General features: G+C 39.0%; 23 protein-coding genes and 1 pseudogene. 8 read left to right on the top strand and 16 right to left on the bottom strand.

All coding sequences use genetic code 11. The features are described from left to right. Window positions 1–16: 16 nt before the first annotated feature. Together BV906_RS13370 and BV906_RS13365 are read right to left on the bottom strand one after the other, a co-directional pair. Complete coding sequence (locus BV906_RS13370) at window positions 17–1,066, bottom strand: YheC/YheD family endospore coat-associated protein (RefSeq protein WP_087974142.1); 1,050 nt, start codon at window positions 1,064–1,066, stop codon at window positions 17–19. After that, window positions 1,035–2,279, bottom strand: a complete 1,245-nt coding sequence (locus tag BV906_RS13365) for an ATP-grasp domain-containing protein (RefSeq protein WP_087974141.1) — start codon at window positions 2,277–2,279, stop codon at window positions 1,035–1,037. Before BV906_RS13365 ends, BV906_RS13370 begins: the two co-directional genes overlap by 32 nt. A 347-nt stretch (window positions 2,280–2,626) precedes the next feature. On the opposite strand from BV906_RS13365, the gene BV906_RS20310 reads away from it, so the two are divergent. After that, window positions 2,627–2,698 (top strand): IS3 family transposase, encoded by a 72-nt coding sequence (locus BV906_RS20310; protein ID WP_140322006.1) that lies wholly within the window; start codon window positions 2,627–2,629, stop codon window positions 2,696–2,698. Between the two features lie 213 nt (window positions 2,699–2,911). Here the strand turns inward: BV906_RS20310 and BV906_RS13360 are convergent, their stop codons facing one another. The 3 genes from BV906_RS13360 to BV906_RS13345 all read right to left on the bottom strand — a co-directional run bounded on the left by BV906_RS13360 (window position 2,912) and on the right by BV906_RS13345 (window position 5,679). Further along, entirely contained in the window at window positions 2,912–3,184 is a 273-nt protein-coding gene (locus tag BV906_RS13360; protein ID WP_087974140.1) for a hypothetical protein, read from the bottom strand. Window positions 3,185–3,693: 509 nt separating this feature from the next. Next, on the bottom strand, window positions 3,694–4,407 hold the full coding sequence (locus BV906_RS13350; RefSeq protein WP_087974138.1) for a DUF6320 domain-containing protein: 714 nt from the start codon (window positions 4,405–4,407) through the stop codon (window positions 3,694–3,696). Window positions 4,408–4,413: 6 nt separating this feature from the next. Further along, window positions 4,414–5,679, bottom strand: a complete 1,266-nt coding sequence (locus tag BV906_RS13345; RefSeq protein WP_087974137.1) for an alcohol acetyltransferase — start codon at window positions 5,677–5,679, stop codon at window positions 4,414–4,416. Between the two features lie 562 nt (window positions 5,680–6,241). Between BV906_RS13345 and BV906_RS13340 the strand changes: the two genes are divergently transcribed. From BV906_RS13340 to BV906_RS13325, 4 genes are all read left to right on the top strand, one after another. Further along, complete coding sequence (locus BV906_RS13340) at window positions 6,242–8,458, top strand: EAL domain-containing protein (protein ID WP_087974136.1); 2,217 nt, start codon at window positions 6,242–6,244, stop codon at window positions 8,456–8,458. Between the two features lie 32 nt (window positions 8,459–8,490). Next, a complete protein-coding gene (locus tag BV906_RS13335) occupies window positions 8,491–10,128 on the top strand; it encodes a thiamine pyrophosphate-binding protein (protein WP_087974135.1) in 1,638 nt (545 codons plus the stop codon). A gap of 1 nt (window position 10,129) precedes the next feature. After that, a complete protein-coding gene (locus tag BV906_RS13330) occupies window positions 10,130–10,501 on the top strand; it encodes a carboxymuconolactone decarboxylase family protein (RefSeq protein ID WP_087974134.1) in 372 nt (123 codons plus the stop codon). A gap of 642 nt (window positions 10,502–11,143) precedes the next feature. Next, the gene (locus BV906_RS13325) at window positions 11,144–11,407 is read left to right on the top strand and encodes a DUF4176 domain-containing protein (protein WP_087974133.1); all 264 of its coding nucleotides are present in this window, start codon (window positions 11,144–11,146) and stop codon (window positions 11,405–11,407) included. A 265-nt stretch (window positions 11,408–11,672) separates the two neighbouring features. Here BV906_RS13325 and BV906_RS20050 read toward each other — a convergent pair whose 3' ends face one another. The 4 genes from BV906_RS20050 to BV906_RS13305 all read right to left on the bottom strand — a co-directional run bounded on the left by BV906_RS20050 (window position 11,673) and on the right by BV906_RS13305 (window position 14,560). Further along, window positions 11,673–11,798, bottom strand: a complete 126-nt coding sequence (locus tag BV906_RS20050; RefSeq protein WP_281254143.1) for a hypothetical protein — start codon at window positions 11,796–11,798, stop codon at window positions 11,673–11,675. 199 nt (window positions 11,799–11,997) lie between these two features. Continuing rightward, window positions 11,998–12,483, bottom strand: coding sequence for a hypothetical protein (locus tag BV906_RS13315; protein WP_087974131.1), 486 nt, complete (start codon window positions 12,481–12,483; stop codon window positions 11,998–12,000). Further along, on the bottom strand, window positions 12,483–13,271 hold the full coding sequence (locus BV906_RS13310; protein ID WP_087974130.1) for a DUF3100 domain-containing protein: 789 nt from the start codon (window positions 13,269–13,271) through the stop codon (window positions 12,483–12,485). Before BV906_RS13310 ends, BV906_RS13315 begins: the two co-directional genes overlap by 1 nt. 29 nt (window positions 13,272–13,300) lie before the next feature. After that, a complete protein-coding gene (locus tag BV906_RS13305) occupies window positions 13,301–14,560 on the bottom strand; it encodes a M20/M25/M40 family metallo-hydrolase (protein ID WP_087974129.1) in 1,260 nt (419 codons plus the stop codon). A gap of 311 nt (window positions 14,561–14,871) precedes the next feature. Between BV906_RS13305 and BV906_RS13300 the strand changes: the two genes are divergently transcribed. Then, complete coding sequence (locus BV906_RS13300; protein WP_087974128.1) at window positions 14,872–16,317, top strand: alkaline phosphatase PhoX; 1,446 nt, start codon at window positions 14,872–14,874, stop codon at window positions 16,315–16,317. 349 nt (window positions 16,318–16,666) lie between these two features. Here BV906_RS13300 and BV906_RS20045 read toward each other — a convergent pair whose 3' ends face one another. Beyond that, window positions 16,667–17,749: a collagen-like domain-containing protein gene (locus BV906_RS20045; protein ID WP_087974127.1), complete on the bottom strand. Its 1,083-nt coding sequence runs from the start codon at window positions 17,747–17,749 to the stop codon at window positions 16,667–16,669. Between the two features lie 694 nt (window positions 17,750–18,443). Here BV906_RS20045 and BV906_RS13290 point away from each other — a divergent pair. Continuing rightward, complete coding sequence (locus tag BV906_RS13290; protein ID WP_087974126.1) at window positions 18,444–18,536, top strand: YjcZ family sporulation protein; 93 nt, start codon at window positions 18,444–18,446, stop codon at window positions 18,534–18,536. A gap of 208 nt (window positions 18,537–18,744) precedes the next feature. Here BV906_RS13290 and BV906_RS13285 read toward each other — a convergent pair whose 3' ends face one another. Next, a complete protein-coding gene (locus tag BV906_RS13285; RefSeq protein ID WP_087974125.1) occupies window positions 18,745–19,125 on the bottom strand; it encodes a hypothetical protein in 381 nt (126 codons plus the stop codon). A 266-nt stretch (window positions 19,126–19,391) separates the two neighbouring features. Between BV906_RS13285 and BV906_RS20140 the strand changes: the two genes are divergently transcribed. Then, window positions 19,392–19,478, top strand: coding sequence for a YjcZ family sporulation protein (locus BV906_RS20140; RefSeq protein ID WP_087974124.1), 87 nt, complete (start codon window positions 19,392–19,394; stop codon window positions 19,476–19,478). Window positions 19,479–19,675: 197 nt separating this feature from the next. Here BV906_RS20140 and BV906_RS13275 read toward each other — a convergent pair. The 5 genes and pseudogenes from BV906_RS13275 to BV906_RS13255 all read right to left on the bottom strand — a co-directional run. After that, a pseudogene (locus BV906_RS13275) lies at window positions 19,676–19,993 on the bottom strand (cation:dicarboxylate symporter family transporter); the annotation flags it as partial. Between the two features lie 297 nt (window positions 19,994–20,290). After that, window positions 20,291–21,382, bottom strand: a complete 1,092-nt coding sequence (locus tag BV906_RS13270; protein WP_087974123.1) for a glycerol dehydrogenase — start codon at window positions 21,380–21,382, stop codon at window positions 20,291–20,293. Between the two features lie 477 nt (window positions 21,383–21,859). After that, complete coding sequence (locus BV906_RS13265; RefSeq protein WP_087974122.1) at window positions 21,860–22,837, bottom strand: ring-cleaving dioxygenase; 978 nt, start codon at window positions 22,835–22,837, stop codon at window positions 21,860–21,862. Between the two features lie 74 nt (window positions 22,838–22,911). Next, window positions 22,912–23,856, bottom strand: coding sequence for a ring-cleaving dioxygenase (locus tag BV906_RS13260; protein ID WP_087974121.1), 945 nt, complete (start codon window positions 23,854–23,856; stop codon window positions 22,912–22,914). 86 nt (window positions 23,857–23,942) lie between these two features. Next, window positions 23,943–24,380, bottom strand: a complete 438-nt coding sequence (locus BV906_RS13255) for a MarR family winged helix-turn-helix transcriptional regulator (RefSeq protein WP_087974120.1) — start codon at window positions 24,378–24,380, stop codon at window positions 23,943–23,945. Window positions 24,381–24,402 lie beyond the last annotated feature (22 nt).

Raw genomic sequence — 24,402 nt, 5'->3', positions numbered from 1 at the left:
TTGCATGTTTTGGATATCAGTTATATTTCCTTAAACTCTGCATTAATCGCGCTTTTTGCAGGTGTAAATAGCATGCATAGCGAATCATACGCTTGGTAACATCTTGTTCTAGACTAAATAGTGCAGGAGGTCCTGGTCGCCAATTGACTTCGAATATCCAAATTTTCCGGTTAGCATCTAAGCCAATATCAATCCCCAATTCATCAAGTGGTTCATTATACAAACCGTCAAAATGAGTAGAAAAATGGACGGCAAAATGCTCCAACGTTCTTTTGACATCATAATATTTCTCTTCAAACTCATGTTTTAAAAAACTTTCGAACATGGCTGCATAGCCACCACCGCTTAAGTTCGCAACAACACCTTCCCCAGCAATTCTTGGATAAATAGTTGTCAATGTCCACTTTCCTTCTCCATCTTTTTGAGTATGCAACCTAAAATCGTAGGATAATCCATTATTCGTTTTACTTTGTATAAAGGGCTGACATAGGAAGTCATCATTCCTTATAATATTTTCGATGAACTGCTGGAGTTCTATTTTGGTTAGAACTTGTTTTACCTGATTTTGAAAAATAGTGTACTGATCATCTTCTTGTTGGATATAAACAATATCTATTCCTTTTGCACCAGATGCAGGTTTAACAATGATCTCTTGATATCTATTTAATAGGTCGTTTACTACATCGAATTGCGTAATGTCTACGGAAGGAATCAAATAGTTTGAAAAGGTTCCATCCTTTTTTATTCGATTGTAGACACTCATTTTGTCACCAATGGGGTTACTCGTAAAAGGTATATTTTGACGCAACGCATCAACGATTACTTCCTGATTTTCGGTTATTGGTGGACTAGAATTGTAGATGACATCTGGAAAAGGGACCATTTTTTCTATCCATTCTCCCATTTCATAAACCCATCCAAGGATAATTTGTTCTTTGAGATTAACTCTCCCAGGAGAAAAGAAGAAAAAATCAACCCCCTCCATCTTTGCAGCTGCTGCATATGCATACGACTTAAACACAGTTTTTGGATCATTACGGTGAGAAAGCATGCCAATTGTTGTCATATTCTTCCTCCTCTAAGTGAAAATGCAGTTCTTTCGCTGCGATTTGAGCGTTTATCTTTGCTTGTTCAGACGTATGACCTTTTGCTATTACATAGGCATAGCGTTTTCCCATGGAGACAGGTGGGCTTATTATCATACCTTTTCTTGGTTTCACATAAACTTGCTCTACCCCTAGACACCTTGCAGCTCTATTACGCCCTGTTACCTTTAATAATTTCCCTGACTTACTGACGGTTACATAATGCGTGTAAATATTTGTTTTCCATTGACTAGACAAGTTAGGTGTTTGTCCTAAATAAAGCCGTATCGTTTGCTCAACTAAGTTGATGCCATAAGCTTTCTCGATCATGGCATTCATGGCTCCTCCGGAAATCCGTGGATTGATTTCGATGAGTTTCCACTCTCCACGAACAAACCTTAATTCTAGATGACATGCCCCCTTTGTAAAATTAAAGGCTTGAATAATGGAAGTGACATTCTCATATAAACGGTTATAAAAGACTTCTTCGAGATCTGTTTGAATAGAATATCCTGTGACAACAAAAGGATTAAACTCAGAGAATGATTGCTTTATGACTGCGACAATATGGACAGTGCCAGCGTCGATTAATACCTCCACTAAATATTGTGGACCATCCAAATATTCCTCAACTAATATAGGTTGACCGTGACGCTTATTAGATAAATGTTGAATTGCCTGTCTTAACTTGTTTTGATTGTCAGCTAGAATGATATCTTTTGAACCAGTAGAATTCGGAGGTTTAACAATCCATTTTCCTTTTTTATGACGATTTAAGAACATAGATAGTGAATCGAATGGGTGAAAAACTTCAAATTTGGCTGAAGTGATTCCTTTAAGCACTTGATGTGTTTCGATTTTGTTTTCCATTTTCCGCATAGCTTCTGTTGAAAATGAAGAAATGCCCCACTCATCCGATAATTCACATGCTAGACACACATAAGATTCAATAAAACTTAGAATACCGGCAATTTCTTTCCCTTGATTCTCTAGTTCAATAATACATTGAATCAAATCTTCTTTAGTGAATTCACTAAACATCATTTCGTGAACATCAGGAAACTCCGTTCTTTGCAGCAAGAATTTACTTCGATTTGTTAGGAGTACAGTTAAATAACCCATGCGTTCTGCAGCCTTAATGGCCTCTCGGCTGGAACCTGATTTATTTGCTCCTAAAAAAACTATTGTTTTCACACGCTACCCTCCTGCTATTAATTTACAGAGCACGTAGATCATGTATCTATGCATGTTCTTACTTATAGTAAATGCAGAAAAAACCTTAAAGTTTGTATGTTTGTTGAGTATTGTGAAAACAGGCAAAACCCCTTGATGCCAATGGTTGGGCAAGGTCTTAAATGGAAATCGCATGAACTTATTCCTCTCCCAATTGGTAGAGGTTCTGCAGCCAAAACATTACACCTTCTTAACTCGGTAGATGTTTTGATAATGGACCAATAGAGTTTTTTTGAGAAACACTTAAATGCGAGAAATAGTACCTAATAGATATGGTACTTTGAAGAGGTTTGTAAGGATGTGGATGGATTATATGGGTTTATAACAATGAACGACTAAATGGCCTTAGCCCTGTAGAATATGGGGCTAAGGCCATTTAGAGTAAATCATTAAGAGAGAGCGATTATAACGTTTTTTAACCTTCAGACGTAAACAAAACATCTCTAATTATAAAAATTAAAAGTCCCCCCTCCTCTACTAAAAAGTAGAGGAGGGGGGAACAATGTACATTTATCTTGAGAGATATGTTTCGTTATTTTATAGGTTAATCAAGATGGCTTTCTAAACGAAAACCATCTTGATTACAACAATCATTATTGATTATTTTGATTGATTCCCATTTGTTGTTGTAGATTATCCGTTCCCTGTTGCACTGCGTTGTTTAATTGCTGCGTATTTTGGTTATTTACCAGATTCTGTAGTGGTTGCGTTAATTGTTGAACTTGCGGGCTATTGAGGGTATTGGAAATGGTTTCTGGCAATCGCTGGAATGTTCCGTTTTGGACCCCTTTTGTAATCCCGTAAATAGCAGCACTTGCTGCACCAATAGTAAGTAATGAACTCATCATACCTCGACGGTTATTCATAGCAAGTCATCATCCTTTATTCATATTATTTGATTAACAATTAGCTTCTAATCTTTTTAGAATCAATCTTAGTATCTTATAAATCCTCCCAAATATACGCCCCAGTCCTAACCGAAGTGGTGCAATAATGACCGGAAGTTGCGCGGCCCCTTGCCGAAGTGGTGCGATAATGACCGGAACTCGCGCGGTCCCTTGCCGAAGTGGTGCAATAATGACCAGAAGTTGCGCGGTCCCACGCCGAAGTGGTGCAATAAAGATTGGAAGTCGCGCGGTCCCTTGCCGAAGTGGTGCAATTAAGACCGGAAGTTGCGCGGTCCCTTCCCGAAGTGGTGCAATAAGGACCGGAACTCGCGCGGCCCCTTCCCGAAGTGGTGCAATAAGGACCGGAACTCGCGCGGTCCCTTGCCGAAGTGGTGCAATAAGGACCGGAACTCGCGCGGTCCCTTGCCGAAGTCGAGGACTCCGCCTACTCATCCACAACAAAAGGAAGCAGGAGTCCCTGCTTCCTCTCATAAGTGAAACTTTCTAGAAATTTTTTGCTTAATCCGCTCAGGCATAAGATATTTAACATAGATCATAATTAGAATTACTGGTAAGAGTTGCAGGGCCGTGTCGATGATCCAATTTATTAGATCTGTTTCAGCTTGATAACTATTAATGAAGAAGTTTATCCACATGGAGAGAATGACAACGGCGATGAAGAAAAAGCCGACGACATTAAATCCTCTTACCGATAAGGCTCGGATTAAACTCCAGTAGCTGACAGCAATTGCAGTAGTCCCGACAACAATTGGAAATGCTAATGGGACAAACCAGTCAAGACTGCCACTGAACATGTCCAGTCCAAATAATAGTGCTAACGCGATTAAGCCGATACCGATAATTACTTTATAATAGCTTTGAACATAACCGAATGAAAAGTATAAAACACCCCATCCGGCCATAACGCTTATATTGCTATACCTTGACCATGTAGATGCTTCATTTAATTCATAGTCGATATAGAACATAAGACTCACCGAGACGAATACCAATAGGCTTACAAAAACGAAAATCCGGTTCAGCACCCTTCTCAAATGGACAGGGTATGGGTTGGCCGCTTTCGGGAATTTTTTTTCGACTGCTTCTTCGGATTCATTTACTTTAGGGATGTGAAAATTGCATAGTGGGCAAGGCCTGTTATCTCCTTCCACTTCAATGCCACACTTTGGACAATAGGCCATTGTATTTTACTCCTCATCATTTGTTTCAATTGTCACGGGAATTCCAAGCGTACGAATTCTCCGGAAAAATTCACGTTCCAGCATTCGATCTTTCGTTAAATTTCCAAAAGATATGTAAACATAATCATTATAGGTTAACATCAATGCCTTTACTTTATTCCCGATACTTGGCGGTGGGTAACATTCCACTCTTTTGATGTACTTCTCCACTTCACTTGGCATGCGAATAATCCCTAAGTTGGATAACCCGCTCGTATATTGGCCTTCACCAAAGAAGGAATAGATTGACGGTGCCACAATATCCTTGATCGGTGATGGCATTAATCGTAGGGCTAGCGATTTTTCACTGATGACACTTCGCTTAATATACTGCTTTAACTTTTTAGGTGCCAGTAATCGGCTGAACTCAATTTTTAATTCCGCTATAATTTCTTCAAATTCGTATTCACCAAGCCTTGCATCGATGGAAGGCGTGATACTGACAAAGAAATTCCGCATCGTTTCACTCTCAAAATACGACCGCATATTAACGGGTACATTGATAACAATCGGCTGCTTACGCCTCACCGTTTGCTCCTGTATTTTTATCAGACTCTCAATATAAATAGCAGTCAGGAATATCGTAATCGACACATTATATTCCTTTGCTTTTTTCTTTAATGTATCCACATTTAAAATACCCGTTACGATATGATAATGCCCTTTTTTATCAAGTTGGATGGGCAATTTAAATGATTTCCCAACGCGAGACTTCGGGGCAGGAATACTTTTTTCATAATACCTACGAAATGCATTCTCCGTCTCCTTTTGCAGCTGTTCTTCACTTACCTTCTCGCTGTGAATCGGGACAGACTCCTTCAAATGAAGGTACTGCACGACAAGCTCTTCCAGAAATTTAAGCGCACCCGTACCATCCGTAATACTGTGGGAAACTTCCAGGGCAATCCGGTTTTTAAAATATAACACCCGATACGGAAATGACCCGCGCCTTTTAATGGATAAACTCATGCATGGATAATACATTTCCTCCTCCACCAGCGGGGTTTGATCTGTCCCCTCAAAATAATACCAAAAGAAACCTTGCTTTAACTGCACCTTATAAAAAGGAAACCGCTCCAACGTCGCTTCCAAAGCAGCCTGCAAAAGACCACGTTCAATCGGCTTATCAAGCGTCACAGACACCCTAAACAAAGTCGTTGCCCGGGATGAAATGAGAGAAGAATATAACTTCCCAGCATTATCAAGCCGATACCATAAATCATCATCCCTCATCCATTTCAGCTCCTTTATCGGAAGCGCGGTCCTCGCGGTTCCTCTTTTGATAATATAGACTTTGAATAGTTAGTGCGCGACTTTTAGCTCCTATAGCACAACTTCACCACGTTACCGCACGACTTTCAGGTCCTATTGCGCAACTTCTCTACGTTACCGTGCGAGTTTCGCTAAATTTCGCACAACACTGCTATGTATAAATCATCTTCCCCGCTCCGATACAAGGAAGCAGGAGATCCGTCCCCATGCTTCCATCTTCCAGTAGTTTAACAAACGTATCCTAAACGCACCACTTATAGGTAACTATAGTCCTTCCCTATAAAATAAATTCTTTCACAAAAAGTTAATAAATAAGCCCTTGAGGAAGCAGGAGAACCGTCGCCAAGCTCCTTCAGTGGATTGACAATCGAATTTATTTCATCTTATAATAGATTGTTTAAATGTTATAATTTGGTAGTAAGTTAAATAGATGGAAGCATGGGGACAGTTCTTATGCTTCCATAAATGTAAAAATGGAAGCAGGAGAACTGTTCGCGTGCTTCCTCTTAAGGTGGTGCTAGGTATGAGTGTTGAGGAGCCGTTTTATATAAGGGAGTCGAAGGAGAGATGCGCAAGGCTTGGGATGGATCCGGATGTGATGTCCCGTCCGAAGACGTTTTTAACGGATGATGAATTGGTGGAAAGGCGGAAATCCTATCGTGAGATTCTGTCTGTTGTAAGTTTTTTCTCAAACAAGTTACTACATTCATTGGAAGGAACACCGATATTAGTCGTTATTTCTGATGCTGATGGGTACCTTTTGAATATAGATGGTGACGAAACGATAAAGTCTACCACCGATCAATTCGGGATTATATTAGGTAGTCTGTTTACACTGGATGATACGGGAACAAATGTTGTCAGTTTAACATTACAACAGAAACATCCGATAAGTATCATAGGTGAAAATCATTACCATAAATTCCTCTATGATGTAGCCTGTTATGGCGCTACATTCCAATATACCGATGAAGATAATTTACTTGGCAGCGTGTCCCTCATGATGCCGATTCAGTTTCAGAACCCGCTGTTTTTAACGATGTTATCTCAGTCGGTTGATTCGATTGAGAGAGAATTATTATTGAGAAAGCAAAACAGGCAGCTCAACATCATGAATCAAATTATGCTGAGCAGAACGAGTAATGGCATTGTCATCACAAATGAAAAAGGGATAACGACAGAATTCAATGATTTTGCCCAGCAAATTTCAGGTAATTGCAAGGATTCTGTAGTTGGAAGAGATATTCGTGAGTCTTCGTTAACTGGAGATTATTTTGAAAAGGTGATCGAGCAGGAAGAGAAGTTTAATAATGAAGTGCTGCATTTCAAGAATAAAAACGGTGATGATGTTGTTTGTTTATTTGATGCACAGCCAATTTATGAAGGCAATCGTATAATTGGAGCATTTGGCCAATTCAGGGATATTTCTGACAGTTATTTATTGCAGGAGAAATATAACTACCTGGCCTACCATGATGACCTGACTTCTTTACCGAACAGAAGATATATTAAAAGTGAAATTGATACGTTAATTGAAGACGCAAGACAGGGTATTACACGAAATTGGGCAATGCTATTTTTGGATTTAGATCGTTTTAAGATAATCAATGATAACTTTGGCCATTCCAATGGAGATAAATTTCTCGTGGAAGTGAGTAAGCGCCTAGCCATGAGTCTCGGGGAAAACGATGTACTTGGCAGGATGGGCGGCGACGAATTTGTATTGTTGCTAAAAGATTTTGAAGATGAGCGCGCCTTAAGAACAAGGGCTAAAGGAATACTGGATCAGTTCCAAACCTCTTTCCAAGTAGGAACAAACGAACTGCATACGACAGCAAGCATCGGTATTGCGATTTATCCAGAATACGTAATTACATCGGAACAACTCATGATTTTTGCAGATAATGCGATGTATCAGGCGAAATCACTTGGTAAAAATCGTTACGTCGTTTATTCTAATGAACTGCTCGTTAACATGATTGATGAGCTTCAACTGGAATGGGATTTAAAAAAAGCATTGGAAAAGGATCAGTTTATATTGCATTATCAGCCACAGATTGATAACTGTACGGGAAAATTAGTTGGACTCGAAGCATTGATCCGCTGGCAGCATCCGAAGCTCGGTTTGCTTTATCCTGATAAATTTATCAAATTGGCGGAAGAAAGCAGTCTGATCACGAAAATTGGCGAGTGGGTCATTAATGAAGCATGCATCCAAAATAAAAAATGGCAGGATGCTGGCATGAAGCCCGTAAAAATCGCCGTCAATTTATCGACTCAACAATTCTTGACCCGGAACTTGGTGCAATATATGGAGAAAGTACTCTATCAAACAGGACTCGATCCGCAATATTTAGTCGTAGAAATAACAGAATATATGGCGATGGAATATGAGTATTCCGTCAAAGTCTTAAAACAATTAAAAGCCCTTGGCATTTGTATAAGTATCGACGATTTCGGTACAGGCTATAGCTCGTTAAAATATCTGAAGGATTTCCCAATTGATTATATTAAAATTGATCGATCATTTGTTAGTGAAATAGTGGAAGATAATAACGATGCCATCATTGTGAAGGCGATTATTACATTGGCACATAATCTTAATTTGAATGTCATTGCTGAAGGTGTAGAAACACAAGCACAGGTGGATTTTCTAAAGACTTACCATTGCAATATTGCACAGGGTTATTTCTTTAGTAAACCAATTCCAGCTCGGGAAATTGAACAAATCTATATTTAAAATAAAGAAACAACGAGAGAGGAAAAACAATAATGAAAACATCTGCATCTATTTTAGCTGCAAATTTTAAACATTGGGGAATCAATCACGTTTTTGGCATACCAGGAAAGGCTATTTCACCAATCTTATTTCAACTGGAGAAAAATGACCTGACATTTGTATTAAGTAAACATGAGTCTGGAGCTGGATTTGAGGCAGCTGGATATGCATTAATGAATCAGAAAATAGCAGTCGCCGTCGGAACTTCCGGGCCAGGTGGAACGAACTTGCTGACAGCCGCTGGACAAGCGAAGGCATCAAATGTACCGCTATTACTTATTACCGGTCACCCATCCGCGGGAGATACTGGTAAAGCAATGGGGCAAGATTCCAGCATATTCGGTACAGATCTCGTTGACATGTTTAAAGCGGTAACTAAATTCAGTGCCCGGATTGAACGTGCTGAGATGTTGCAACCCTATCTTCAGCATGCCTTGGAAAAAGCAGTTTCCGGTGTCAAAGGACCCGTACATTTATCGATACCATTTGATATTTTAATAGAAGAAATTGAGCCCTTCAAAATTGACTTACCAATAGCGCATGAGATGGTTTCCCCGGCTACCAGGGATGTTATTGATCAATTAAATTCTGCTGAGCGTCCCCTTCTATTTTTAGGGAAAGGTGTGCATTCGAGCAGAGCCTACGCGGAGGTCCAGCAATTCGCAGAACATTGGAGAATACCCGTTATCACAACACCAGGCGGTAAAGGAACATTCCGAACCAATCACAAATTATCATTAGGTGCATTTGGACTGGGCGGAACAGATGAAGCTAAGAACTACTTCCAGCAAGGTGTAGATGTTTTAATCGTCATCGGAACAAGACTAAGCGATATGTCCATCCCAGGTGTTACAGAAGATATGTACCCAAGTCATATCATTCATTTTGATTATGACCCGACATTTATCGGGAAATCTATCAAGGTACCGACTACTCCTGTACTTGGAGATATTCGATCTAATCTGAGTGTTATTTTAAAAGATTTACCCAAGCCTGCAAGCAGTGATGAGTTTTTCATCCCTAGGGAGCCCGTTCATCCGGTGGAAAATGATCCAGATAAGCGTATGTCTGCTGTCACAACATTACAAGTCATGAGAAACTCCCTTCCTGAAGACGCGATTGTTTTTGGGGACGATGGAAGTCACACATTTTATGGTATAAAACATTTTGATATTTATCATCCGGGAACATTCTTTTTTGATGATATTTTCGGTGCAATGGGTCATGGCATTGGCTATTCCATCGGGGCTAAACTAGCAGCGCCTGAGAAAACCATTGTTTGCTTAGTCGGAGATGGCTGTATGTTTATGCACGGCACAGAGATTTCAACCGCCTACAACTATGATTCTCCCGTCCTTTTCATTGTATTGAATAATGGAAGACTTGATATGGTCGAAAAAGGCATGCATAAAATGACCGGCTCATCCATCGGGGGCGTGTATGATACACCAATGGACGCAGCATTATTTGCCAAAGCAATGGGATTACAATCGTACACGAGCCACGGGCCAGCTGATTTAGCAGAAAATATCAAACAAGCATTACATACGATTGAAGAAACAAACAAACCTGTTCTTGTAGAAGTTTTAGTCGACCAATACGAAATACCACCAACAATGGGGAGGCAATAAAATGGAAAATAATAAACGATATGATGTCGGCATAGAAGCCATGAAAGAACTTTTCTCGGAAGAAGTCCGCGAAGTCATGTCAGGCATGAAGGAAATATCACCAGACTTCTGGGAAATGATCGTCTCTTTCGGCTTCGGTGACCTTTATTCAAGAAAGGCACTATCTCATTCCCAAAGAGAAGTCATCACACTGACAGCACTCATCACACAAGGTGCATTCGAACAACTCGAAGTCCACTTCCAAGCATCATTAAAAGTAGGACTAACAGAAGACGAAATCAAAGAAATCATCATCCACTGCGCCGGCTACACCGGATTCCCCAAAGCTGTACAAGCAATGGGTATTGCGAATAGAGTATTTCAGCAACAATAGGGACGGTTCTTTTGCTTACATATTCGACATGAATTGATAAAACTCAGGGAGTGATACGATTTAAAAGTGGAGGATTGCGCGACTATTGGTGGGGACTGCGTGACTTTGAATAGTTACTGCACAACTTTTGTAGGTTATTGCACGACTTAGAAGTGTTGTTGCGCAACTTCTCTAGGTTATCGCACGACTTAGAAGTGTTATTGCGCAACTCCTCTAGGTTATCGCACGACTTTCACTAAATATCGCACCACTCTGTTATGTTTAAAACCATTCCCCCAAACCGGTACAGGAAGCAGGAGAACCGTTTAAAGGAATCCGTTTTGAGGTAATATCGGTTAAATGACATGCTAAATGGCATACGAAATGACGTATGCCTTTTAGCTTGTCATGGTTATTTTGCACCAAAATATATAACCAATGATGTAAGGACCAAATCCCATTCCCACATCCATAAATAAACCCCACTCTATGTCTTGGTGATTCTTTTATCACAATGGCTTGAGCAGCGCATATGATAGAAAGGAATCCCAGCAAAAAGAAATAGCAATCAAGTAAATATTTCTTTGTAAACATAATTCTTCTGAGGCCAAACTATAATAAAATAAGAGGAAAATTAAATGAGAAAGGAATTGTGGTTAAACAATGGCAGAAACACTTTTACCGAACGGAACGATTGTCTTATTGAAAAACGGCGACAAAAAACTGATGATTTACGGGAGAAAACAGATAATAATGAAAGATGGAGCGGATGCAGTGTATGACTATGTTGGTGTGCCTTATCCGGAGGGCTACATCGATCAGAAATATACGTATGTATTCAATCATTCAAGTATTAAGGATATCATTTTCAAAGGGTATATGAATGACGAGGAGTATGCGTTTCAAGAGGTATTGAACAGGGCCTAGTTTTAACGCGATTGACATGCAGGGGTTATGGAAACAATTGTAACACCGGTATATAACCCCCTATTTATTTTTTATTATTGCAGGTTTCCATCCATTTGTATTCTGAGGACTTATGACATCAATAACAACTACATTACAGTATTAATGCTAAAAGAAGGTTTATCCGAAATTCAAGACAAATGATTTCTGAAGCATTTAAGAAGGATACATTTAAAGACCAGTGGCAAAAGGAAAAAATGCTGTTTCGGCGTATATATTTTTTAGTTCACGTAAGGTATCTCCTGATGCTCTTCCAATCTCTAGAAGCCTTTTTAATTAACGCGGTAACTGCAATCAGTTTCAATCCTGGTATACCGATTAAACCTTCTGAACATCCCCCTGTTTGGACCAACTATGTATAATTCTCATCATTTCTATCCTTACTTTCCAATTTTAATATGTTCCATTAATTAAAATCCATATAATCCCAGAACTTACACTCTCTTTACTGTAAGTACATATTTAGTTAATAAAGTATTGTGAAAGCACGGGGACGGTTCTTTTGCTTCCAAATGCGTAAAATGGAAGCAAGAGAACCGTCCCCGCGCTTCCTAATTCCCTGCTAGATATAGTCCAAGTTGGGCAAGTAGAGCGCTGCCTGCGTAGGTTCCGGTGAAGACGAAGATCGCGACTAGGGCGATTTTCCAGGATGTTTTTCTTAGATCCACAAGGCGGTTTGCTACTGAGATTCCTGCAAATGTAAGGATTGGTGTTGTAATGGATAAAAAGTCTACAGCCTGGATTGCTTGAACAAAGAAATCCGAAATTAAACAAAGTACCAGTGATGTAATCGATACCCATCCTAATATGGGAAAGTCACGAATAAATTTCACTGATGATTTTTGCATGACATCTGAAATACCAATTCCTATCATGGAGAACAGCCATAAAACACCAAGTCCAAGCACTGTCGTTCCAGTAACCGGCATGGAATTAGGATCCTTTAACGACTTAATTTCCTGTGTAAACAAAATGAGACCAACACTGAGCAAGAGAATTAGACCATATTTAACATATTTATTCATTCCATTAGTCATTAGTTGTCACCTCTCACTAAAAATTTGTATATCAATTGTTGTAGCGGAGCCGCTAGAAATACCATTGTAAATGTACCTAGGAAACTAGTTAATAGCTGACTTGCAGAGGCATAGGCAAGAATCGTACTTTCCATGTCAGGGACTTGCGCAACCAAACTAGCCGATGCCGCACTCATCATACTCCCCGAACCAACCCCGGTGGCCATTGCTAATGCCTCCACCTGAAATCCTAACTGTAGTAGGATCGGAGAGAAAATACTGAAAAAGATTGCCCCAAACAATGTACCAATTATATAGATGGAAAGAACGCCACGCCCTTCTTTAGACTCCAATGTATATTTCTCTGAGATATATGCGAGTTCCCCTTCACGGCCAATTCCGAGGGTTGCACCAATTGCTTCACGCCTTAATCCAAGCATAATAGCTAGTGGAAGACCAATCAGAACGGTTCCCAAATTCCCTAGCTCCTGGATGATAAATACCCAGCCTACCTGAATGATTTCGCCAATTTGAGGAGCAACGTCGGCACCATATCTGGCCATTAATGGAAGCATGATGAAGATTAAATATTTACTAGCAAAATCAACGTTTTCTTTGCTATATACTTTTTTCCAAAATCCTTTTCTAAAAATACTCAAACCAAGAATCATTGTAATGGCAATTGCAAAAACCAATGGCAGTAATCCGATTGAAAATGACCCTATAGGAATACTTTGAAAACCGATAAATTCAGCAACCGTAATAACGAGTAGAGCAAAAACAATTAAATAGATGAAATTTTTCTTCATGGAGTCTCCTCTTTCCTTGGGTGGCATAATTATTTAATAATAGCTTCTATTATTGAGACGTAATCTTCATACGTTTTTCGATATAATTTAGACTTGTCGATGTTTCCGTTTATTTTTTCGAAAACCTGGGCCAAAAATCTCGGGAACGTTTCATAGATGTATTCCGGATCAACATCGATAAAGTCATCCCCATGAATCGTACCAGTAAACCCGCTATAGCCAATTTGAATACATGGAATCATATAGCTAAGATCACCAATATCTCCCGCAGCACTAATAAAGTTATTCTCTATAATATCTTCTATCTCTTCACTTTCATTATAAGCTTCCTTCACAAATTCCGATAAATAACGATCTTGTATAAATGGCATATAACCCATTTGCGTTTCCACTTCTACTTCTCCCTGTAAAGACATAGCACTGCCTTTTGCAGCATCATCCAATTTTCCGGCAACTTCTTTTAAATAATCGATCGATTTGGTTCGTAAGTCTGTTCCTACCTTAATATGATTTGGAATGACATTGGTCGACATATCCGATTCCATAACGATTGGATTAATTCTCACTTGTTCCGAATCTTTCAACTGCTGCCTGCTTAATCCCACTGCAACATTAAATAAGGATGACATATTATAGGCATTTTTTGAGGAGAATGGATCAAAGCCAGCATGTGTTGCTTCTCCTATAAAATTGTATTTTTTATATAAAAATCCAGCCAAATCACAATTTATTTCAATGCTTCGTTTCTCGAACTCCCCACCCATGGCATGAACACATATGCCAACATCAATATCATCAAACACCCCAAGCTTCATTGCCTCGGGTTTGCCACCATAATGTGTAATTTTATTTTGCTTCATTAACGCTTCACGGTATGGCAAATCCAAATATTCCTCTGCCGGCACAAAGACAAAGGTGATGTTGTAATCAAACTGTTTGTAAGCTTCCGATTTTAATAGATAATTATATAATGCAAGCGCAATTGCCACTTGCGTATAATGCCCGCAATTATGTGCCGCCCCATTACTTTTATCGGCATACCTATGTGTCGGTGCATAGACTGCATCGAGTTCAGCAATAAACGCGATGTGTACATCCTTCTCTTCATTCCCAAGTGTTGTCCGAAAACCCGTTGTACTAAATTCATTTATCTTAACGTCCGGATTTACGTTTTTTAAAAAATCTATAATCGTTTCTTTCGTATGAACTTCCTTATATCCCAATTCGGGATTTGCATATATTTTATCAGCAATAGCTTTAATTTCCTCATATTGTTCCTTAAACGTCATCGTTACATCTCCTTATTCGACTCTATAATAACCTTATGACTGAGTAATCGTAACACGACCAACAATCATCGTCAATAACATATATTACACAATTATAAAAATAAAACGTACGGATTTTATAGAAGAAGCATGGGGACGGTTCTCTTGCTTCCTCATTTAATAAAAAGACAAATAATCCCAGAATTTACACTACCTTTACTGTAAGTACATATCAAGTTAATAAAGTATTGTTACCCTATTAGTAGAGTTGATTTGCAATTCATTAGACTTTTCAATAGGAAATACAAAATTATCTAAAGGGTGGGAATTACATGAGTGAAAAATCTAAAATGGACAGGCGCAAGTTTCTGAAGGTAGGCGGAATGGGCACGGCAAGCATTGCATTAGGAGCAACAGGCATTCTTTCTCTTACTGGAGGGAATCGTGCATTAGCAGCTTCAACGCAAGCAAGTGCAAAAGGTGTATTCGGTGGATATGGCCCTTTAGTAAATGATATTGGAGGGGTTTTCAAGCTTCCAAAAGGATTTCAATACCGGATTATCTCGGAAGAAGGTGGCAAGCTTTCTGATGGGCGTCCGATTCCATCGATGTTTGATGGGATGGCAGCATTTAATGGACGTAATAACTCTACTATTCTCGTACGCAATCATGAATTGACTAGTAGTACAAATAATCCTGTTATTGGTAAAAATCCATATGATAAAGAAAATACTGGTGGCACGACAGCGATTGTTGTTGGTGCTAACCGCAAAGTACAAGATGAATACGTAACTTCTGCAGGTACCATACGGAATTGCGCAGGTGGCGCTACTCCGTGGGGAACTTGGCTTACATGTGAAGAGACGCTTAACGAAGGACATGGCTATGTTTTCGAAGTAGATCCGCTTGATCCGGAAAGTAATCTGTCAAAAACGCCAATTCGTGATATGGGTGCTTTCTCGCACGAGGCTGTGGATGTTGATCCTGCGACTGGAATTGTCTATTTGACTGAAGACGCTGGACCAAGTTATTTTTATCGCTACATTCCAGTAGACCGCAGTCAAAAGATTGGTTCCTTACAAAAAGGTGGCAAATTACAGGCTGCTGCCTTTGAGGAATTGAGTTCGGATGAGGCGAGTAGTTTTTACTCCGGGCAAAAGTTTGGAATCGTTTGGAAAGATGTGAACCCTGAAAAACCTACTTTCGAAGCCAGACAACAAGGTTGTATCCAGTTCTCCAGATTAGAAGGATGCCATTTTGTTGGCGGTGTGTTCTGGTTCTCGGATACGTCTGGCGGCAGTGAAAATCTAGGTACAGTTTATCGTTATATTCCCGCAACAAATACATTGGAGCTTTTCTATGAATCAACGAAATCAAATGATTTGGAATCACCGGACAACATTACCATTACACCATGGGGAGATCTATGGATTGCTGAAGATGGCAATGGCACAGACCGGATTATAGGAATCACACCGGAAGGAGATTCATATGTCTTCGCTGAAAATATGCTCAATAACTCAGAGCTTGCTGGACCGACCTTTTCTCCTGATGGAAAGACCTTTTTCGTAAATATTCAATCACCAGGCTTAACACTTGCGATTTGGGGACCATTCGCCCGCAGAAATTCCGGAAACCAGCGTAGAATGGGACATGCAGCACCACCGAAAAATTATGAACCTAAAATCTCGGACAACCTTGCATCCTTTGCTGAAATCCAAGGAATGTCAAACCTCGAAGCCGCAGCATACCAACGCCACGGCATCCCGATTATTTAAAAATTAGCATTAGAAGAAGCATGTGGACGGTTCTTTTGCTTCCATATTTGCACAAAAAAGAAGCGCGAGAATCGTCCCCGTGCTTCCTTTTTTGTATTTCGGGATGTGTTTTGTTTCTTCTTGTTCATCTGCTGTTTCGGCTGGGAGTGCAAGCTAAAACAGCAATAAAGTAACATGTTCCGATACCTATGATACAAATTATAAAAGGCATTAAAATGGACCACCAAAATTTGTAAATTAATTTGGTGGTCTATTTTTAATTTGTTTACAGTTACTTTAGTACTTCAATTACCTATTTAGAATCGAGATTTATCATCACGACAGTCCTGATTCTACTAATCTATTCTGTTTATTGAAGTCTGGTAATCACAAGATGCGCTGAAACAGGTCTTGTTCCCCCAGCTAAAGGAGTGATCGTAAGTGCTGTAGAGTTACCAGCAGGGTTTCGTACAGTAAGAATTGAATTGACGCTTGTTGTTTCAATGATTGCCATTTCTACTATCTGTGAAGTACCGGTTGCTCTTCCAACCACTGTATAAGCTAGGTCTGCACCGTTAAGTGTTAAAATAAGCTGTCCTGCTTCAGTGACACTCACTTGAAACAACACCTGATAAAAACCGATATCAGTTAAGTTGAATGATGAAGGACCTGTACGGGCAATTCCTGTTCCACTATTTGGTCCATCTTGAGGGAAATCTACATCTGTACCTGGTGCTACGGTATCTGCATTATCAGGTGGCATTAACGCGAAGAAGTCTGCAAATGCCAATACTCCTCCTGCTGGCCCTTGTATTCCTTGCGGTCCTGCTGGGCCTGGCTCTCCTTGTGGTCCTGCTGGGCCTGATTCTCCTGCTTCTCCTTGTACTCCCGCTGGGCCGGCTGGACCGATTGCTCCTGTTGCTCCTGTTGGACCTGGTTCTCCTGCTTCTCCTTGCGCTCCCGCTGTGCCGGCTGGACCGGTTGCTCCAGCTGGGCCTGTTGGGCCAGCTGGGCCTGGTTCTCCCGCTTCTCCTTGCGCTCCCGTTGGGCCGGCTGGACCGATTGCTCCTGTTGCTCCTGTTGGACCTGGTTCTCCTGCTTCTCCTTGTGCTCCCGCTGGGCCGGCCGGGCCTGATGGACCGACTGCTCCTGATGCCCCTGTTGGGCCTGCTGGGCCGGGTTCTCCTGCTTCTCCTTGAGCTCCCGCTGGGCCGGCCGGGCCTGATGGACCGATTGCTCCTGGTGTTCCTGCTGGGCCTGGTACTCCCGCTTCTCCTTGCGCTCCCGCTGGGCCGGCCGGTCCTGGTGGTCCTGCTAGGCAGGCCGGTCTTTTTGGACATTTTAGTCCTCTAGAATAGCCACAACAACAAGAAATTTTACAACAATGAGGACAATAAGTATGGCCTTTTTTATTAGGATGATAAGCGCGAATTTTTTTATTAATACTATTCATTATCTAAAGCTCCTTTTATAAGGGATACTATATGAATATTAATACCAGGACATTTTGCCTGTGCACTTGTCTTTGTTTCGGCTTTTTTTAAAGAGAATCCCTAAAAAAGGTGTGAATAAGAAACTTTATTTAATCGGTCAAGAAAATAAATAAATTAAAATAAATAATTAAAATTAGTTAGTGCTGTACATTAAAGAATCACATTTCACCTCAAGAAATTGGGAAATATCAATTAATCCATTCGATATTGAAAAAACTGGTCTCAATACCTTTTTTTGATGAAAGAGAGCTACCACAATAACCGATGTCTGAATACCCTTGACTATTTTCCCTGTTTATCCCGAAAGAACGAGAGGTATTTGCCAATGGGTCCCGTTACCCAATGTTGCTTAAGCAATTGACTACCTAACCTTCTATATATATGTCAATTAGCAGAGATTGCACTACTTAGAATAGTTAGTGCACAACTTTTAGGTGATGTCGCGCAACTATTGTAGGTTATGGAGCGACTTTCACTAAATACCGCACAACTCTGTCATGTTTAAAATCCTTTTCCTCGCCCCGATCACCAATTAATCAATATTATAAATTTCCACAAAAAGCTTGATGTGGTTGTCCCTATCATTTTCGTTTTGCATGAATATATTAATACTGAGTAAGCTTACTTCAATTTATTTTGAGGAGTGTGAAAAGTATGTCTAACAACTCAAACAATTATGGCGGTGGATTTGCATTGATCGTTGTATTGTTTATCCTATTGATTATTATTGGAGCATCATGGTACTAAGATAGAATTTGAAAAAAGGCAGAAGCTGGATTGCAATTCAGCTTCTGCCTTTTTGTATCTGAATTCATATAAACGAGCAAGTATACCAAACTGCAAAAAAAGCGAAGATTATATTACTGAGGATTGCATATGATGTCCGTTATATACAACTGGGTCAGATTTAAAATGAATCACCGTTTATCAAACAAAAGTATGGAAGTTCGAGAGATTAATCACCGTCCCTACTCGATTGAACTTCATCTTCTTCTTCATTACTATCCATATATAGACTTGAAATAAAAATAGCAATTTTTGAAAGTTTCTCCACATCCAAATCAATATTTTCTAAAAAACTAAAAGGTGATTTTGATGGTGGTCTAGACGATGGTTGATCTTTCCTAATTTCTAATAAAATTTCATTCAATAATTGTTCTTGCTGTTCTATTTTATCGTATAACTGTTCGGGTGATTTATCCCCATCCGTTTGTTGATTAGACATTTTCCTTCTCCTCTTTTCTAATAAAATGTCATTCAATAATCGTACCTGCTGTTCTATACTCTCGTATAATTGGTTTGAAGATGCATTCCTATCCGCTTGTTGATTAGACATTTTCCCTCTCCTTTACTTTTTAATAGATTGCAGTTAAAAGACAATCTAAAATAAGTTATGTTTACCGTCAATTCGATGTATAGACAAACCGTCTTAGAATCATAATTTCGCATAAAAAAGGCATAAACTATTGTCCTGAATAAAATTGATACTATTATGAATTTCCACGAATAGCATAATTTGGTTGTCCCTATCACTTTCTTTTAACAAGAATATAGTAATACGGAGTAAGCTTACTTCAATTTATTTTAAGGAGTGTGAAAAATATGTCTAACAATAATGGAAGCGGATTTGCATTAATTGTTGTTTTGTTTATCTTATTGATTATTATTGGAGCATCGTACAACAACTAAATTAGAAGTTGAAGAAGAAGCTGAATAATTGTAACTCAGCTTCTTCTTGTGCGTACGGATTGTCGAAATATGGACTGCTGCTCGTTCTCCTGTACAAAGAACAAAGTAGAAACAACTGTTGTTCACAGCAATTTCCCTAAGAAACTAAAAAACACTCACAAATGGATCAACATTTGTGAGTGTTTCTAAAAGTAATATTATGAAACTTGTACAACTTTCTCTTCTTCAACTAGAGGGTTAAATTGACCTTCCCATTTAGCAATAACTAGCGTTGCTAGTGAGTAACCTACTACGTTAACTGCAGTACGTCCCATGTCAAGAATACGGTCGATACCAGCAATGAACGCTAACCCTTCTGCAGGTAATCCCATCGCACTAAATGTAGTTAGTAACACGACAAAGGATACACCAGGTACTCCAGCCATTCCTTTAGAAGTAACCATCAGAACTAACATTAATGTAATTTGTTGTGCAATGCTGAGTTCGATACCATACATTTGTGCAATAAATAATGAAAGAGACTTGCACTCTTTTGTAAAAGAGCCATTTACTTTTAATTCAAAAAGGCATGAATGTCGAATAAGAAAGAAAATTACTTATCAGTCATAAATATGTAATTTCCTTCATGACAACTTGATGCTTTATGTAGGTGCTTAATCTGTTTTGGCATCCATCTTTTAATTTAGAAAGTCTTTTCTTTCACTAAAAAAAACCCTTTAGATTCTATATCCAAAGGGGAAAGGCTTCGTAAATTATTTAAACATATTACTTTTCTACTAAAGCATGACTCATTTCAAATCAATCGACGAAAATTAAGCAGTTGTAATTTCGTTTACTGCTAAAATTGCATCTGCAATTTGTTCTGGTGTAAGTTCTGGATTCATGTTATGCGATGTTTCTCCTTCTATAGTTGCTAATTCACCAATTTTAAGTAAGTCTTCATAAGTAGCATCTTCTAAATGAAGATCTTTCAATGTTGTTGGTAATTCAATTTCCTTGAAGAAGTTAGCATAACGTAAGATTTCAGTTTCTGAGTATCCTTCAAGTACTAATTGAGTTAAGACACCATACGCTACCTTTTGACCATGAGTTAGACGATGAACTTCACCTTCTAATGCAGTAAATCCATTATGAACCGCATGTGCTGCAGCTACTCCACCATTTTCAAATCCTAATCCAGACAATAGTGTATTTGCTTCAATAATAGCTTCAACTTGTGGAGTAACTAATCCTTGTTTAGCTGCTCTATATGCTGCAATTCCTTGATCGAATAAAACTTCTTCTGCTTTTTCAGCAATAGCTTGCGCCGCAAGGGTTGCTTTCCCACCAGCCATTGTATCTGAATTTCGTTTTTGTGAAGCTCTTGCCTCAACAAGTGTTGCCATTGCATCTCCCATACCTGAAGCTAGAAGAAAGATTGGTGCACCAACAACTACTTTTGAATCAATTAAAACTAAATCTGGATTCTTATTATAGAATTTGTAACCCTCAAACACACCATCATCTGAATAAACTACTGAAAGTGAACTTGTTGGTGCATCCGTAGAAGCTGTTGTTGGTGCAACAACAACTGGAATACCTAGTGCATCCCCAACTGCTTTTGCAGTATCGATTGTTTTTCCGCCACCTAGTCCGATTACTACGTCCGCATTTTTGTCTTTTCCTACATTAGTAAGACGATCCATTTCTGTAGTCGATGATTCACCAGTAAACTCTTCATAAAAATAAGAAGTACCAGATGCTTTAAAGCTTTCTTCTACTGTACTTCCGGTAATTCCCCAAACGTTACTATCAGATAAAACGAGTGGTGCTTTCCCTATTTTCGCAACTTCTTCACCAATTTGATTAAGAACCCCTGCACCTTGAATATATTTTTTCGGTGAAATAAACACTTTCTTTTGCATTGTTAATTGCCCCTTTCTTATGTTAAAACTGTCTCTTACCTCAAATAGTAATATAGTAGTATTTTTGCTTTTAATAAACTTTCCTGAAAGTCTGTTGGAATCTTTACTTACGGAATATTCCAGTAAGTTTCGCTTGCTAAATAGCTGGGATACCTTCATGTTTCATTATTAGTAACTATATCTCCCAGTACATGTATCACCCCTTTCGGTAGTGCCGATTGCTATTATCCGGTTAGCTCATCTACTTACTGTCATATAAAATAATCCTTTTTCATTTTAAGTTTTCTTCTTCTTTTTTTACCTTCTCATTCAGCAATTCTTACATGTGTATTACCTAAAATTAAGTTACCCAAACAAATGATAATTTATTTAAACATCATCTTCGACTAAAGTTTAAGTACATTGCATCCAATCAAGTTGTTTAGCGTAAGTTTTCTACCTTTTCATAGATAGCTGTTTGGTTGAATATTTTCCCTTTTATTCTTTGATGAATTCCTTTGTACTTCTTACTGTATCAATTGGACGAACCATCTTTTCTATTTCTGAACGTTTAGGCTCTAAGAAAGGAGGTAAAGATAATTTTTCCCCAAGCGTATCATAAGGCTCATCTCCCATAAATCCAGGACCATCTGTAGCAAATTCAAATAAAATACCAGGTGCAACACGGGAATATAAGGATTCAAAGAAGAAACGATCGACATAGCCTGATGTAGGTAAACCAAAATTATCCATGCGGTCAATCCATTCCTTTAATACAGTTGTATCTTCAACACGGAACGCTGCATGATGCACAGTACCATATCCTTGTTGTCCTTGGGCTAAAATGGCATTATGCTCTACGATTACTTGTGCACCGTTACCACCTTCCCCTACTTCGAATAAGTGAAGGGAATCATTTTTTGCAATTTCACGAAACAGCATCACTTTCTCTAATACTTCTTTAAAATAATCGAACTGCGCAATACGTACATGTATTGGACCAAGACCTGTAATCGCAAATTCAAGTGGCACAGGGCCTTTTTGCCAAGGGGTTCCTGAAGCTATCCCTTCATTGAATTCATCGGAAATAAGCATGTATTGCTGACCGTCAAAGTCGACGAAGGATAATACTTTTTTACCGAATAATTCGGTAATACCTTCATGCTTCACATCATATTTATCAAAACGTTTTACCCAATACTCTATTGCGGCATCTGTTGGTACACGGAATGAAGTTTTAAAAATTTCATTTGTTCCGTGTGTACCTTTCGGGATACCTGGGAAGTCAAAGAACGTCATGTCTGTACCCGCACTACCTTTATCATCAGCAAAGAATAAATGATAGGTTTGAATATCATCTTGATTGACTGTTTTTTTAACTAAGCGCATACCTAATACATAGGTGAAAAATTCATAGTTCTTTTCTGCACTACTTGTAATAGCTGTTACGTGGTGCATTCCTTTTAGTTGGTTCATTTTATTTTCCTCCTAGAAATTTCAAATTTAATCGTATAATTGGTTAGATTAATGTGATACGGTTTGTTTGTTCATCAGTACTCTTCAATAGGGTTTAGATTTTCTTCAATTTCTTTACGGCGTTCTTCTAAAAATGGTGGTAAATCCAGCTTTTCGCCTAAATGTTCCACTTCTCCATCAATCGCAAAACCTGGTCCATCGGTGGCAATTTCAAAAAGAATACCGTTCGATTCACGGAAGTATAAACTTTTAAAGTAGAAACGGTCGACAATTCCCGATGAATGAAATCCACGTTGCTTCACTTGTTCTTCCCAATAGAGTAACTCACTTTCATTTTGAACCCGTATAGCTAAATGATGAATACTTCCTCGGCCCGGTCTTTCTTTTGGACCGTCTAAATACCTTACAACGATTTCACCAAAAACTTCTCCTTTGATAGACTGAAAAATAGTTTCATCATCCGTTCGACTTATCTCTATATAGCCAAACATGTCTGTAAGGGTGCTCGCAAGTTTATCAAGTCTTCGTACCGTCATTTCCACAGAGCCCATTCCCTGAATTTGGTGTTCGAGAGGGACCTCGGATTTCCCCCATGTTTCCCAATGTGCTACTTTTACACCGTTAGAAACAAGCAATACCATCTGTAAACCTTCTGGATCTTCAAATTTTAAAGCTGGATGATTAGCATAAGTTGTAATCTCCCCATGTTGTACACCATACTCCTCAAAACGTACTTTCCAGAATAATAGGCTTGCCTCTGACGGAACAAGTAATCCGATTCTCGTTATCGCATTGGTACCGCGATATGTGTTGCCTACTGCTGGAATTTCAAAAAATGATAATTCTGTACCTGGGCTACCTGTTTTATCTCCATAAAATAAGTGATACATCGACGGATCATCTTGGTTCACCGTCATTTTCACACGACGTAAACCAAGCACATATCGGTAAAAGTGATTATTTTGACTTGCATTTTTTGTAATCATCGAGATGTGATGATGTCCTGGTATTGTAAACAAATATAATTCCTCCTTTTTCAATTTACTAGTCAAGTGATAATTAAAAAAATAATAATATTCGAATTACCACAAGGAAAAGGGGGCATTTAATTTTCTAATTTATCTTCAGTATGTTTTTGTAGCTTAGTCATTAGTATATATAGTGTTTTCTGCTCTTCCTCTGTCAAGCACCCATTGACAACGGACGTTTGGAAAGTAAGTTGGTGCTCAAAGACTTCCTGCATTTTATCTTCCCCTTTGGAAGTAAGGGTAATCCATTTGGTTTTCCAATCCTGCTTACGATGTATATAATCCTCTTGTTCAAGACGAGAGAGCATGCGTGAAATTCCACCTTCCGACACCGTTACTTTTTCAGCTAGCTGACTTTGCGTAATCGGCTGATAAGTCGAAACCTGATTCAATACATCAAACTGTGCAGCCGTAATACCGAACTGTTTTAAGAATTCATTCGATAGTAAATTACTTTGATGAGTAAAACGAGCTATACGTAACCAGATTAGTGAACCATGTGTATTTTTTCTCAATTGACTCATTTCCTTTCGTTAC

This window comes from Oceanobacillus rekensis (assembly GCF_002153375.1).
Taxonomy (GTDB): Bacteria; Bacillota; Bacilli; order Bacillales; family Amphibacillaceae; genus Oceanobacillus; species Oceanobacillus rekensis.
Note: the sequence above shows the minus strand (reverse complement) of the source record. Positions and strands in the feature narration are given on the sequence as shown.